Annotated in this window: 12 protein-coding genes; 5 read left to right on the top strand and 7 right to left on the bottom strand. The window is 72.3% G+C overall.

The genetic code is table 11. The annotated features are described in order from the left end of the window. The first annotated feature begins 95 nt into the window (after positions 1–95). Positions 96–2,663, top strand: a complete 2,568-nt coding sequence (locus tag JMJ56_RS01450; protein WP_202829826.1) for a nitrate reductase — start codon at positions 96–98, stop codon at positions 2,661–2,663. Continuing rightward, positions 2,663–3,976 (top strand): siroheme synthase CysG, encoded by a 1,314-nt coding sequence (gene cysG, locus JMJ56_RS01445; RefSeq protein WP_202829825.1) that lies wholly within the window; start codon positions 2,663–2,665, stop codon positions 3,974–3,976. Before JMJ56_RS01450 ends, cysG begins: the two co-directional genes overlap by 1 nt. Here the strand turns inward: cysG and JMJ56_RS01440 are convergent. Further along, complete coding sequence (locus JMJ56_RS01440) at positions 3,964–4,344, bottom strand: winged helix-turn-helix transcriptional regulator (RefSeq protein WP_202829824.1); 381 nt, start codon at positions 4,342–4,344, stop codon at positions 3,964–3,966. The two genes, cysG and JMJ56_RS01440, sit on opposite strands and share 13 nt — an antisense overlap. Positions 4,345–4,447: 103 nt before the next feature. Between JMJ56_RS01440 and JMJ56_RS01435 the strand changes: the two genes are divergently transcribed. Continuing rightward, the gene (locus tag JMJ56_RS01435; RefSeq protein WP_202829823.1) at positions 4,448–5,059 is read left to right on the top strand and encodes an NAD(P)-dependent oxidoreductase; all 612 of its coding nucleotides are present in this window, start codon (positions 4,448–4,450) and stop codon (positions 5,057–5,059) included. Between the two features lie 154 nt (positions 5,060–5,213). On the opposite strand, the gene cnbZ is transcribed toward JMJ56_RS01435, so the two are convergent. Continuing rightward, positions 5,214–5,963 (bottom strand): 2-amino-5-chloromuconate deaminase CnbZ, encoded by a 750-nt coding sequence (gene cnbZ, locus JMJ56_RS01430; protein ID WP_202829822.1) that lies wholly within the window; start codon positions 5,961–5,963, stop codon positions 5,214–5,216. Positions 5,964–6,024: 61 nt separating this feature from the next. Between cnbZ and atzD the strand changes: the two genes are divergently transcribed. After that, positions 6,025–7,116, top strand: coding sequence for a cyanuric acid amidohydrolase (atzD, locus tag JMJ56_RS01425; RefSeq protein ID WP_202829821.1), 1,092 nt, complete (start codon positions 6,025–6,027; stop codon positions 7,114–7,116). Here atzD and JMJ56_RS01420 read toward each other — a convergent pair. From JMJ56_RS01420 to JMJ56_RS01400, 5 genes are all read right to left on the bottom strand, one after another. Continuing rightward, entirely contained in the window at positions 7,113–8,123 is a 1,011-nt protein-coding gene (locus tag JMJ56_RS01420; RefSeq protein WP_202829820.1) for a hypothetical protein, read from the bottom strand. The two genes, atzD and JMJ56_RS01420, sit on opposite strands and share 4 nt — an antisense overlap. 28 nt (positions 8,124–8,151) lie before the next feature. Continuing rightward, positions 8,152–8,538 carry a hypothetical protein gene (locus tag JMJ56_RS01415; RefSeq protein WP_202829819.1) on the bottom strand — a complete coding sequence of 129 codons (387 nt, stop codon included), beginning with the start codon at positions 8,536–8,538 and terminating at the stop codon, positions 8,152–8,154. A gap of 108 nt (positions 8,539–8,646) precedes the next feature. Further along, positions 8,647–9,519: a KPN_02809 family neutral zinc metallopeptidase gene (ypfJ, locus tag JMJ56_RS01410; RefSeq protein ID WP_202829818.1), complete on the bottom strand. Its 873-nt coding sequence runs from the start codon at positions 9,517–9,519 to the stop codon at positions 8,647–8,649. A 63-nt stretch (positions 9,520–9,582) separates the two neighbouring features. After that, positions 9,583–10,806 (bottom strand): CaiB/BaiF CoA transferase family protein, encoded by a 1,224-nt coding sequence (locus tag JMJ56_RS01405; RefSeq protein ID WP_202829817.1) that lies wholly within the window; start codon positions 10,804–10,806, stop codon positions 9,583–9,585. Beyond that, on the bottom strand, positions 10,803–11,771 hold the full coding sequence (locus JMJ56_RS01400; protein WP_202829816.1) for a Bug family tripartite tricarboxylate transporter substrate binding protein: 969 nt from the start codon (positions 11,769–11,771) through the stop codon (positions 10,803–10,805). The genes JMJ56_RS01405 and JMJ56_RS01400 overlap by 4 nt, the downstream gene beginning before the upstream one ends. A 105-nt stretch (positions 11,772–11,876) precedes the next feature. Here JMJ56_RS01400 and JMJ56_RS01395 point away from each other — a divergent pair, with 105 nt between their 5' ends. Further along, complete coding sequence (locus tag JMJ56_RS01395) at positions 11,877–13,517, top strand: hydantoinase B/oxoprolinase family protein (protein WP_202829815.1); 1,641 nt, start codon at positions 11,877–11,879, stop codon at positions 13,515–13,517.

Raw genomic sequence — 13,517 nt, 5'->3', positions numbered from 1 at the left:
GCCCCGTTCTTCGCTCATGCCCAAGGGCTCGCCCCGCCTTCTGCGGCAAAGCCGCGAAAGGCGCCAGCCTTCCCGCATTCGACAGGCGCATCCCCATGGCCGACACGCGTACCACCTGCCCCTATTGCGGCGTCGGCTGCGGCGTCCTCGCCAGCGCGGATGGAACCGTGCGCGGTGACCCCGAGCACCCCGCCAATCGTGGCCGTCTCTGCAGCAAGGGCACCGCCCTCGGCGAGACGCTCGACCAGCCCGGCCGCCTCCTCCATCCCGAGGTGGACGGCAAGCGAGCGAGCTGGGACACCGCCCTCGACGCCGTGGCAGAAGGCTTTCGAAAGGCGCTCGCCGACCACGGCCCGCAAGGCACCGCCCTCTACGTCAGCGGCCAGCTCCTGACCGAGGACTACTACGCCGCCAACAAGCTGGCGAAAGGCTTCCTCGGCACCGGCAACATCGACAGCAACTCCCGTCTCTGCATGGCCAGCGCCGTCGCCGGCCACCGCCGCGCCTTCGGCGAGGACCTCGTCCCCGGCCTCTACGAGGACCTCGAACTCGCCGACCTCGTGGTGCTCGTCGGCAGCAACCTCGCCTGGTGCCATCCGATCCTGTTCCAGCGCCTCCAGGCCGCCCGCGCCGCACGCCCGGCCATGCGCCTCGTCGTCATCGATCCGCGCCGCACCGCCTCCTGCGAGGGCGCCGACCTCCACCTTCCCATCGCCCCCGGCCGCGACGTCGCCCTCTTCAACACCCTGCTCCGCCACCTCCACGCGCAAGGCTTCCGCAGCGACGCCCCCGGCCTCGACGCCACGCTCGCCGCCGCCGATGGCGAAACCGGCCTCGACCCGGCACTCCTCGCCACCTTCCTCGATTGGTTCGCCGCGACGCCCCGTGCCGTCACCCTCTTCAGCCAGGGCGCCAACCAGTCCTCGGCCGGGACGGACAAGGCCAATGCCATCATCAACTGCCATCTTCTCGCGGGCCGCATCGGCCAGCCCGGCGCCGGCCCCTTCAGCATCACCGGCCAGCCGAATGCCATGGGCGGCCGCGAGGTGGGCGCGCTGGCCACCACGCTTGCCGGCCATCTCGACTGGGACAGGCCTGGCGAGGCCACGGCGCTGCGTGACTACTGGGACGCACCCAACCTCGCCGCCGGCCCCGGCCTCAAGGCCGTCGACCTGTTCCGCGCCGCGGGCGAGGGCCGCATCGGCGCCCTCTGGGTGATGGCGACCAACCCCGCGATCTCCCTCCCCGATGCCGGCCGGGTGCGCGAGGCGCTGCGCCGCACCCCCTGCCTCGTCGCCTCCGACTGCACGCGGGAGAGCGACACACTGGACCTCGCCCGCATCCGCCTCCCCGCGCTCGGCTGGGGCGAGAAGGACGGCACGGTGACCAACAGCGAGCGCGTCATCAGCCGCCAGCGCGCCTTCCGCCCCGCCCCCGGCGAGGCCCGCCCGGACTGGTGGGCCATCGCCCAGGTCGCAGCCCGCCTCGGCTGGTCCGGGCCCTTCGCCTGGACCGGGCCCGCCGCCATCTTCCGCGAGCATGCGGCGCTGACCGGCCTCGCCCGCCCCGCCCCCCGCGCCTTCGACCTCTCCGGCCTCTCGGACCTCACCGACGCCGAATACGCCGCCCTCCCCCCCGTCCGCTGGCCCGTCCCCCGTCGCGGCACGGAGGGCGGCCGCCTCACCCCCACCGCCCGCTTCACCCCCACCCCCTACCGCCCCCCGGCGAACCCCACCGGCGCCGCCTATCCCCTCGCCCTGCTGACCGGCCGCCTTCGCGACCAGTGGCACACCATGACCCGCACCGGCCCGGTCCCCCGCCTCATGGCCCATAGCCCCGAGCCGACTGCCGCCATTCACCCGGCAGACGCCCCCGACCTGGCGGATGGCAGCCTCGCCCGCATCGAGAGCCCCTGGGGCGAGGCCACCCTCCGCCTCCGCCACGAGCCGGGGATGGCCCGCGGTACCGTCTTCGTGCCGATGCACTGGACCGCCCGCTTCGCCCCCGCCGCCCGCATCAATGCCTCGGTCAACCCGGCGGTGGACCCGGTCAGCGGCCAGCCCGAGCTGAAGCACACCCCCATCCGCCTCGCCCCCGCGCCGATGGAATGGCACGGCTTCCTCCTGGCCCGCCGCAGCCTCGGCACCGGTCTCGCCGACTGGACCGCCCTCATCCCGGCTGGCCCCGATCTCTGGCACCACGAAATGGCCGGCACCGAGCCTCCCGCCGAGGCCTTCGCCCGCCTCCGCGCCCTGGTCGAGGAACCCGCTGCGGCCTGGGTTCTGCTGGAGGATCCCGCCACCAGCCTCCACCGCGCCGCCCTGCTCCGCGAAGGGCGACTGCTCGCCTGCCTCTTCCTCGCCCCAGACCCCGCCGCCCTGCCGCCGCGCGGATGGCTCCTCTCCCTCTTTCCCGAACCCGCCATCGGCAGCGCCGCCCGCCGCGCCCTGCTCGCCGGTGCCCCGGCTGATGGCTCCGCCCCCTCGCCAACCATCTGCATCTGCCACGGCGTCGCCGCATCCGTGATCTGCGCAAGCATCGCCCGCGGTGCTAACACGCTCGCCTTGGTCGGCGAGGCAACGCGGGCCGGCACGGGCTGCGGCTCCTGCCGGCCGGAGATCGCCGCCCTGCTTGCGAAGACCCCGGTGCCGGAACCCGCCTGATGCAGCATTTTCCCGTCTTCCTCGACCTCCAGGCCCGGCCGGTGCTGGTCCTCGGCAGCGGCGAGGTGGCGGAGCGCAAGGCGGAGCCGCTCCGCGCCGCCGGCGCCGAGATCCGCTTCGCCACGCAGTTCGAGGAGCACCTGCTGGATGGCTGCCCCCTCGCCATCGGCGCCGACGCGCCGGAGGCCGAGCTGCAGGCGCTGGCCGCCGCCTGCCGCGCACGGGGGATCCCGGTGAACGTGGTCGACCGCCCCGCGCTCTGCACCGCACTGATGCCGGCGATCATCGACCGCGCGCCTGTCACCATCGCCGTCTCGACCGGCGGCGCCGCGCCCGTCCTCGCCCGCATGGTCCGCCAGCGGATCGAGGCCATTCTCCCCCCCACCCTCGGCCGCATCGCCGCCATGGCCGACCGTTTCAAATCCGCAGTCCGCGCCCGCCTGCCCGACCTTTCCGCCCGCCGCCGCTTCCTCGAGACGGCGCTCGCCGGCCCTCCCGCCGAGCTGGCGCTGGCCGGCCGCGAGGCCGAGGCCGATGCCGCCTTCACCGCCGCCCTCGAACAGGCCGAGGCCCGCCCCCGCGGCATCGTCCATCTGGTCGGCGCCGGCCCCGGCGCGGCGGATCTGCTGACATTGCGGGCGCTGCGTCTGCTCGGCGAGGCCGATGTCATCGTCCATGACCGCCTCGGCACCGAGGCCGTGCTGGAGATGGCCCGCCGCGATGCCGAGCGCATCTTCGTCGGCAAGGCGCGGGCCAACCACTGCATGAAGCAGGAGGACATCAACGCCCTGCTGGTGCGCCTCGCCCGCGAGGGCCGCCGCGTGGTCCGCCTCAAGGGCGGCGACCCGCTGATCTTCGGCCGCGGCGGCGAGGAGGCGGAAGCGCTCGCCGAGGCCGGCATTCCATGCGAGGTCGTGCCCGGCGTGACCGCCGCACTCGCCTGCGCCGCCGGTGCCGGCATTCCGCTGACCCATCGCGACGCAGCCCGCGCCGTCACCTTCGTCACCGGCCACCGGCGCGACGGCGGGGTCGATGTGCGGGGACTGGTGCAGCCGGGCCAGACCCTGGCGATCTACATGGGCATCAGCACCCTCGCGCCGTTGCGCGATGCCCTCGTCGCCGAGGGCATGGCGCCCACGATGCCCGCCGCTGTGATCGAGCGCGGCGGCACGCCGCAGCAGCGCGTCCTCCGCGGCACGCTGGAGAGCATCGCCGCCGATGCGCCGGGATGGGTCACGGGTGGCCCCGCCCTGCTGCTGGTCGGCGAGGCCGTTGCCCGCGGCGCGGCCGGGGGCTGGCTTCAGGCCGCCTGATCGCGCCCCGGGTCCCGGGCGTCATAGGCGCGCTGCGCTGCCGCCACCTCGCCGAACCGCGCCTCTGCCCAGTCGATCAACGGCCGCAGCGCTGCCGCCAGCGTCCGCCCGAGCGGCGTCAGCGCATATTCCACCGTCACCGGCACGGTGGCGAAGGCGGTGCGCGTCACCAGCCCGTCCCGCTCCAGGCCGCGGAGCGTCTGGGCCAGCATCTTCTGCGACAGCCCCTCCACCTCCCGCCGCAGCCTGTTGAAGCGCCGGGGCCCGGCCTCCAGCAGCCCGAGCACCAGCACGGTCCATTTGTCGGCAATCCGGTCGAGCACCTGCCGGGTCGGGCAGTCCGCCGAATAGGGGTTGGGCAGCAGCATCGGGGTTTCTCCCTGGTAACCAGCGCACCGCAAGGTGCCTTCTTGCGACCAGAATTACTCTAGGCCACCTGGTTCCCATCCGAGACCTACGGAGAAAATCAGGATGAAGATCGCCCTCCTCGGCGCCACCGGCCGCGCCGGCTCCCGCCTCCTTGCCGAGTTGCTGCGGCGCGGCCATGCCGTCGCCGGCATTGCCCGCCACCCGGAGGGGCTGGCCGCCGCCCCAGGCCTTACCCCCGCGCGCGGCGATGCGGCTGACGAAGCGGGCCTCGCCGCCCTCCTGGCCGGCCATGACGCAGTGATCAACGCCCTGCCCTTCGCCGGCACCGACCCGCACCGGCTGATCCGCGCGGTGAAGGGGGCAGGCATGCCGCGCTACCTCGTCGTGGGCGGCGCCGGCAGTCTGGAGGTCGCCCCCGGCCAGCTGCTGATCGACGCGCCCGGCTTCCCCGCCGAATACCGGCCCGAGGCCAGCGCCGGACGTGCCTTCCTCGACATCCTGCGTGGCGAACAGGCGCTCGACTGGACCTTCCTCTCACCCGCCGCGATCTTCGAGCCGGGCGAGCGCACCGGCTGCTTCCGCCTCGGCGCCGACCAGCTGCTGACGGATACCGAGGGCAACAGCCGCATCTCCATGGAGGACTACGCCATCGCCCTGGTGGACGAGCTGGAACGCCCGGCCCATTCCCGCCGCCGCTTCACCGTTGCCAACTGAGCTTGCATGACGGATACGGCCCGGGTATAGGATTTAAAGCCCAATCCCAGGCCGCATCCGCTGCTCACCAGATCTCCTTAAACCCATAAAATCCTCAAATCCCAGCGGTCATTCCCGCGAAGTGGGGGCCTTGCCCGCACGCTGGTTGAAGATCTCAAACCACACGCTCCAACGGCAGCCCGCGGCAATCCATCTCGTATTCAAGGTCGACCACCGGCGGCCGGCAGTGCTGCCAGGTGACGCCATGCCGCGCCGCCCCCCGCCGCACCAAGGCGTCGCCAAGGAAGGGGTGGATGTCATGCACCGTATAGACCTGCACCCCCGTGGTGCCCCGCCACCCCGCATCGAGCGCCGCCATCCGCCGCTCCATCTCGCCCAGCACATAGTCGGCCTTGGCGCGGAGGCCCGCCGGCGATAGGTCCCGGTAGGCGATGGTGCTTTCCGCATAGGTCGCCTTGCCCTCCACGCTCTCCCCGCTGCCTGCGACGACGAAGCTTGGCCCCGCCGCCGCATCCGGCAGCGCAAAGGTGAAGGCATGGAAGGCCGGCTCCGTGGGCGGTGCGATCTCCGGGCAGACATTGCTCCGCGCGACGGGATTGTGCCCCTCGGTCAGCACGCCCCATTCGCCGAGCACCGTCGCATAGCCCTCGTTGAAGCTGCGGAAGCCGGCATCCGTGAAGGGCGCGGGCGAGCGCAACTCGCAGGCGCAGAAGGCCGTGAGCGGCAGCCCGGCCTGACCAAGATAGTCCGCGATCCGCGCGAAGCCTGCCGTCAGCGGCACCGGCTCGGCGAAGCGCACCCGCTCCAGCCGCCAGCCTAGCAGCGCCGCGACGCCGCCCGAATACTGGAACACCGCGGGGATGAAGCGGTAGCCGCGCCCGGCGAGCGTGATGGTGCTGTACATGCGGGAATCTCCTTCGCACCGCTATGGTGCCACTGAAACCATCTTCCGGAAGCCCCCGCCGATGCCGACACCCCGCCGCGCTGCCCTCCACCGCGTTCCCATGCGCCACCCGGGCGACACCGCGGCGATCGAGCACCTCATCACCACGGGCAGGCTCGACCCCTCGGGCATCGTGGCGATCCTCGGCAAGACCGAGGGGAACGGCTGCGTCAACGACTTCACCCGCGCATACGCCGTGCAGTCGCTGACGCTGATGCTCGCGCGCCATATGGGCGTCGAAGCCGCCGCCCGGGTCGCACTCGTCATGTCCGGCGGTACCGAGGGCGGGCTCTCCCCTCATTTCCTCGTCTTCACGGTGGAGGCGGGCGATGCGCCCAACCCGGCCGGCGCGCTCGCCATCGGCACCGGCTTCACCCGCGACTTCGCCCCCGAGGAGATCGGCCGCCCCGCCCAGGCCGAGGCCGTCGCCACCGCCGTCCACCAAGCCATGGAGGCGGCTGCCATCACGGAGGTGCACTACGTCCAGGTGAAGTGCCCGTTGCTGACGACGGAGCGCATCGCCACCGCCGGCGCGTCCGTGGCGACGGAGGACACCTATGCCTCGATGGGACTCTCGCGCGGCGCCTCCGCCCTCGGCGTGGCGCTGGCCCTCGGCGAGGTGGACGCCGTCCTGCCGGAGGATATCGGCCGGAACTGGAAGCGATTTTCCGCCGTCGCCAGCGCCTCGGCCGGCGTCGAGCTGGAGCGCTGCGAGGTAATTGTCCTCGGCAACAGCACGGCGTGGTCGGGCGATCTCGCCATCGCCCATGCGGTCATGCAGGATGCGATCGACCTGCCCGCCGTGCACCGCGCCATGCGCCTGGCCGGCCTGCCGGCCGAAGACGGCCAGCTCGCCCCCGCCGCCGCGGAGCGCCTCGTCGCGGTGCTGGCAAAGGCGGAGCCCTCATCCACCGGCCGCATCCGCGGCCAGCGCCATATCATGTGGGACGACAGCGACATCAACGCCACGCGTCATGCGCGGGCGCTGGTCGGCGGCGTCATCGCCGGGGCCGTTGGCCGCACCGACATCTTTGTCAGCGGCGGCGCTGAACATCAGGGCCCGGATGGTGGCGGGCCCGTCGCGGTCATCGCGCGACGGGCCCTGCCGGTTTAAATGGCCCGATCGGGATTCCGGTTCGGGTTGGTCTCGTTCTCGGGGTGGGCGCCGCTCACATTGGTACCCGCCACCTTGTCGATGCCGCGCGACACCTGGGTGCCGGGCGGGTTGCCCGGCGTGCCGTCCGGCGCGCTGCTGCCCAGGCCCGTCCCACGCCCGGTCTCATTCTCGGGGTGCGCACCGCTGACATTGGTGCCCGCCACCTGGTCGAGGCCGCGCGAGGCCTGCGTGCCCGGCGGGTTGCCTGGCGTGCCGTCCGGGGCGCCGACCGCGGCATCCGTCCGCGTGCCCAGCCCGGTGCGGGTGCCCATCTGCCCCGCAGCCGTGGTGGTGCCGATGCCGGCTGCGGTGCCAAGGCCGCCCGCGGGGCTTGCCATGCCCGGCGTCGCCGCGGCACGGGAAGGCACCGCAGTGTCCGCCGCGCCCGTCGCCGCGTCGCCACGCACCCAGCCGCCCTCGTCCCAGCGGCCGGTGCCCACGTCAAGCTCCTGCGCATTGTGACGCGAGAGGATGGCGTCGACCTCATGCGCACGGCTTTCCTCGGCACGCACGGTGACGAGGTTGCTGCCGCGCCGCACGCCTTCGGCATAGGCCTCAGCATGCTCTTCGCCGAGCCCCGCCTGGGTCAGCGCGCCGAGCAAGCCGCCCGCCGCGGCACCCACGCCGGCGCCGGTCAGCGCCGCCACGAGCCAGCCGGCCGCGACGATAGGCCCGAGCCCCGGGATCGCCAGCGCGCCGATTCCGGCGAGCAGACCGGCGCCGCCGCCGACCAGCGTGCCGAGCGTCGCGCCCGTGCCCGCGCCGGTCCCGGTGCCGGTGTTGCCCACACCGTTGTCGGCGACGTCGGTGGTGCTGGTGGTCGGCGTCGTGGTCGCGCTGTCCTCGGCGCCGCGCGCGACGAGGCTGATGTCGTCATGCTGGAAGCCGGCCGCCTCCAGGTCGCGGACAGCCGCGGCCGCGTCGGAATAATTGTCGAAAAGACGCGCGATGGTGCGTGTTGCCATGGTGGAATCTCCTACCGTGTCGGGTGGTTCAGCGGGTCGTCACATTGCCCTGGAAGTCGAGCGAGACGGAAACCTGCTGGCCGTTCCGCGTCGCCCGGCCGCGCCAAATGCCCTGGTCGTCCTTCTGCAGGTTGTCCACGCCGCTGAAGCCGGCGGCCTCGATGCGGCTGCGCGCCTGGCCTTCGGTGAAGCTGTTGGCGCCCGCGGCCGGGTTGGTCGCGGTGCGCGTGCCGTTGTCCGTGGTGACGGCGGGCGGCGTGCTCTCGGTACGCGCGCTCGGCGCATTGGCGCCAGTTGCACTCGGCGCAGTGGCGCCAGGGGCAGTGGCGCCAGTGCGGTCGGGCGCGGTCTGGGCGAGGGCCGGCAGGGCGGCGATGGCGCCCAGCAATGCCAGGCTAAGGCTCGTCTTGCGCATGTCTTGTTTTCCCGTGTCGTGGCCATGGCCCGCTTGTAGCGAGCCATTGCGGTGCTAACGGGAAGCGGGGCATTGCGTTCGTTGCGATTGCCGTTCGAGCGGCCAGGATCAGGGCTGTCCCGCAAACGTGTCGCAGGCCTGCGGGTCGCCCGCCTCCAGCCCGCGGCGGAACCACTGCACGCGCTGCGCGGAACTGCCATGGGTGAAGCTCTCCGGCACCACCACGCCGCGCGAGCGCCGTTGCAGCCTGTCGTCGCCAACCGCCGCCGCGGCATTCAACCCTTCCTCGATATCGCCCTGCTCAAGGACACGGCGCGTCTGCTGCGTGCGGTTGGCCCAGACGCCGGAGAAGCAATCCGCCTGCAACTCCACGCGCACCTGCAACGCATTCGACTCCGCCTCACCCATCCCGCGCCGCTCCGCCTCGACGCGGCGCAGCACGCCGATCTGGTTCTGCACGTGGTGCCCGACTTCATGCGCGATGACATAGGCGCGGGCGAAGTCGCCCGGCGCGCCGAGCCGCCGCTCCATCTCGCGGAAGAAGGCAGTGTCGAGATAAACTTTCTGGTCGAGCGGGCAGTAGAAGGGGCCCGTCGCCGTCTGCGCCGTGCCACAGCCGCTCTGCGTCGTGCCGCTGAACAGCACGAGGTTCGGCGGCTGATAGGTGTTGCCGCCGCGGCGGAAGGCCTCCGTCCAGACATCCTCCGTCGTCGCCAGCACCTGCGCGACGAAGCGGCGCTGCCCGTCATCCGCTGCATCCGGCGAGCCGCCGCCCTCCTGCCGCGCGACTGGCGCATCCGGCTGCCCACCGCCGCCACCCGAGAGGATCACCGAGGGGTCGACGCCGAAGAACAGCGCCACCAGCACCAGCGCGATGGTGCCGAGCCCGCCGCCGGCCACGCCGATCGGAAGGCCTCCGCGGCCGCCGCTCCCGCGCCGGTCCTCGATATTCCCGCTTTCCCTCTCGTCGCCGAGCCGCATGACCAGGGCCTCCCGCTTCGCCGGCACAACAGCCAGGGAGGCGGATGGTTCCGGATGCGGGTGTTACCCCTCGCGCAACACGCCCGCGTCCCGCAGCCGGGCGACCTCATCCTCGCCGAGCACCGGGCCGAGCACGGCGTGGTTATGCTCGCCGAGGCGCGGCGCCGGCCGGGCGAGGATGCCGGGCGTCGCCGAGAGCCGCGGCACCATGCCATGCATCGGCAGCCAGCCCTCCGGCATCTCCTCGTCGGGCACGGCGATCACCGCCTCGCGCTCGATCACGTAAGGGTCTCCAACCAGCATCTCCGCATCCATGATCGGGCCGATCGTGACGCCCGCCGCGTCGAAATGCGCGAGCGCCTCGGCGAGGCTCCGCTCCGCGATATAGGCCCCGATGATGGCATCCAGCGCCTCGCCGTGCCGCACCCGGTCGGCATTGGTGCGGAAGCGCGGATCCTCGATCAAATCCGGTCGGCCGATGTTGCGGAACAGCTTCTCCGTCATCCCCTGGGTCGAGGCGGAGAGGCAGACCCAGCCGCCATCGCGCGTCTGGTAGGCATTGCGCGGCACGGCATTGGTGCTGCGGCTGCCGGTGCGCGGCTTCAACTGCTGCGTGAGCTGCCAGTTGGCGTGCTGCGGCTCCATCATCACATGGATCGGGTCGAAGAGCGTCAGGTCGATCACCTGCCCCTGCCCGGTCGCCTCCGCATGGCGCAGCGCGATCATCGCCGTTGCCGCGCCATAGAGCCCTGCATAGCCGTCGGCCATGTACATCGGCGGCAGCACCGGCTCCCGATCGGCGAAGCCGTTGACCGCGGCGAAGCCGGCATAGCCCTCGACCAGCGTGCCGAAGCCCGGCTTGTGCCGGTATGGCCCATCCTGCCCCCAGCCACTGATGCGCACGATGACGAGGCGCGGGTTGATCGCCAGCAGCACCTCCGGCGCGAGGCCCATCGCTTCCAGCACTCCGGGGCGGAAGCTCTCCACCAGCATCGCCGCCTCCGCTGCCATGCGCTTCACCACCTCAATGGCACGCGGATCGCGCAGCGCCAGGCAGACCGAGAGCTTGTTGCGGCTCAGCGTCTTCCAGGTGGTGGAAACGCCGCGGATGCGCCAGGCGCGCAGCGTGTCGCCCTCCGGCGGCTCGAGCTTCACCACCTCGGCACCGTGGTCGGCCAGCACCTTGGTCAGCACATTCCCGGCGACGAGGCGCGACAGGTCGAGCACCCGCAGCCCGTGCAGCGCACCCGTCGCGTTGGGATCGAATTCGTGGCGATGCGGCGTCATTCGGCGCGGATCTCCGCGATGCGTGCCACCTCGCGCCAGCGGGCGAGATCGGCATGCAGGATGGCAGGGAATTCCTCCGGCCCGACCGGCGAGGGCGTCGCCCCCTCCGCGGCATAGATGCGGGCGAGGTTAGCATCGCCGAGCGCCGCATTCACCGCCGCATGGATTGCGGCGCGCGTATCGGCCGGCAGGCCGCGCGGCGCCAGCAGCCCCCACCAAATGGCGGCCTCGTAGTCGATGCCGGCCTCGCGCACGGTCGGCACCGGCGGCGCTTCCGGCGGCAACCCGCCGCCCGGTGCCGTCGCGGCGATGACGCGGACGCGCCCATCGCGGATGGCGGCATTCGCGCTGGCGACCGTCGTGATCATCACCGGAATCGTCCCCGCCACGAGGTCCGTCACCGCCGGCGCGGTGCCGCGATAGGGGACATGGTTCATGCGGATGCCGGCGCGCTGGCAGAAATACTCGGAGATGAAGTGGTTGATCCCGCCGGCGCCGGAGGTGGCGTAGTCGAGGCCGCCGGGTTTAGCCTTCGCCAGCGCGACCAGCTCCTTCACGTCGCGCACCGGAACCTCCGGGTTGACCATGATGAAGAAGGGCGCGCGCGCCAGCAGCGCCACCGCGTCGAAGCTCGCCTCCGCATCCCAGCCGGGTTTCTGCAGGATGGCGCTGGTCGGGAAGGAGGAGGAGGTGACCATCAGCGTATAGCCATCGGCCGGCGCCTGCGCGACCTGGCCGGCGCCGATCGCCCCGCCCGCGCCGCCGCGGTTCTCGACGACGAAGGGCTGGCCGAGCCGCGCCTGCAACCGATCCGCCAGGGGTCGCGCGACGACATCGTTGGAGCCGCCTGGCGGGAAAGGCACCACCACCCGCACCGGCCGGCTTGGCCAAGTCGGCTGCGCCCGCGCGAACGATGGGGCCGCGAGCAGGCCGGCCAGCAGGGGACGCCGGGCAATGGGGCGCATGAATTTCCTCCGGGCCGCAAGCCTCTCCGGCATGGCGGGCGCTGTCAATCTTGCGGGGTGCTGCCCGCGCCGCATAGGCTCCCCAGAACCGCAGGGGATGCAGGCATGGCCGAGGACGAAGGCTTCGATCCGATCACCCTCGAGATCCTCTGGAGCCGGCTGATCTCCATCGCCGACGAGGCCGCGGCGGCGCTGCTGCGCACCGCCTTCTCCACCATCGTCCGCGAATCCAATGACTTCGCCTGCGTGCTGATGGACCGCAACGGCGACAGCATCAGCGAGAATACCGGCGGCATCGCCAGCTTCTCCTGCATCCTGCCGAAGACGGTGAAGCATTTCCTGCAACGCTTCCCGGCCGAGGACTGGCGGCCGGGCGATTGCGTCGTCACCAATGATCCCTGGCTGGCGACCGGCCACCTGCCGGACATCACCGCCGTCACGCCGATCTTCCACCGCGGCGCGCTGGTCGGCTTCGCCGGTTCCATCGCCCATAGCCCGGATGTCGGCGGCAGCCTCTGGTCGGCCGATTGCCGCGAGGTCTTCGAGGAAGGCGTCCGCATCCCGCCGATGCGCCTGCTGCGCGAGGGGGTGCGGAACGAGGCGCTGCTGGAGCTCTTCCTCGCCAATGTCCGCGTGCCGAAGCAGGTGCTCGGCGACCTCGAGGCGCAGATCACCGCGAACGAGGTCTGCGCCGCCCGCCTCGCCGAGTTCCTCGAGGATGCGAAGCTCGACGACCTGCAATCCCTCGGCCGCGCGCTGCATGCCCGCGCCGACCGCGCCATGCGGCAGGCCATCGCCACGCTGCCCGACGGCAGCTGGTCCGCCAGCATCGAGGCCGACGGCTTCGACGAGCATGTGACGACCATCGCCTGCACCGTGACGGTCGAGGGCGAGCGCATGGTGATCGACTTCGCCGGCAGCAGCCCGCAGGTCGATCGCGGCATCAATTGCGTGATGAACTACACCCATGCCTATGCCGTCTATCCCGTGAAATGCGCGCTCGACCCCTTCACCCCGCGCAACGAGGGCAGCTACCGCGCCATCGAGGTGCGGGCGCCGGAGGGCAGCATCCTCAACCCGCGCTTCCCGGCGCCGGTCAGCGCGCGGCAGCTCACCGGCCACCTGCTGGCGGGCGCCATCTACAAGGCGATGAGCGACGTCATCCCGCGCCAGGTCATCGCCGAATGCGGCGGGGCGCCGACCATGCGGGCGCTGTTCTCCGGCCTCGACCGGGCGGGGGACCGGTTCAGCCAGGTGCTCTTCGCCTCGGGCGGCATGGGCGCCTGCCCGCACCGCGACGGGCTGCCGACCACCGCCTTCCCCACCAATGCCGGTGCCGGCAGCATCGAGGCCTTCGAGAGCGTCGCCCCGCTCGTCGTCTGGGCCAAGCAGCTCCGCCCCGACAGCGGCGGGCCCGGCCAGTTCCGCGGCGGGCTCGGGCAGGAGGCGGTGATCGAGGTGCGCTCGCCCGGGCCGCTCCGCCTCTCGCTGCTCTCCGACCGGCGCGACCATCCGGCCGGCGGGTTGCTCGGCGGCGCGCCCGGCGCGGCGGCTGAGATCGTGATGAGCGACGGCACGCGGCCGCATCCAAAATCCCGCACCACCATCGTCCCCGGCACGCGCCTCGTCATGCGCTACGCCGGCGGCGGCGGCTACGGCCCGCCCGCCGAGCGCGATCCGGCCGCGCTCGCCGCCGACCTGCGCGACGGCTACGTCACCGACCCCAAACCCTATAGGGGGCGCTGA

It is taken from the genome of Belnapia arida (assembly GCF_016773205.1).
Lineage (GTDB): Bacteria > Pseudomonadota > Alphaproteobacteria > Acetobacterales > Acetobacteraceae > Belnapia > Belnapia arida.
The sequence above is the reverse complement of the archived record's forward strand: the minus strand, read 5'-3'. Positions and strand labels throughout refer to the sequence as shown.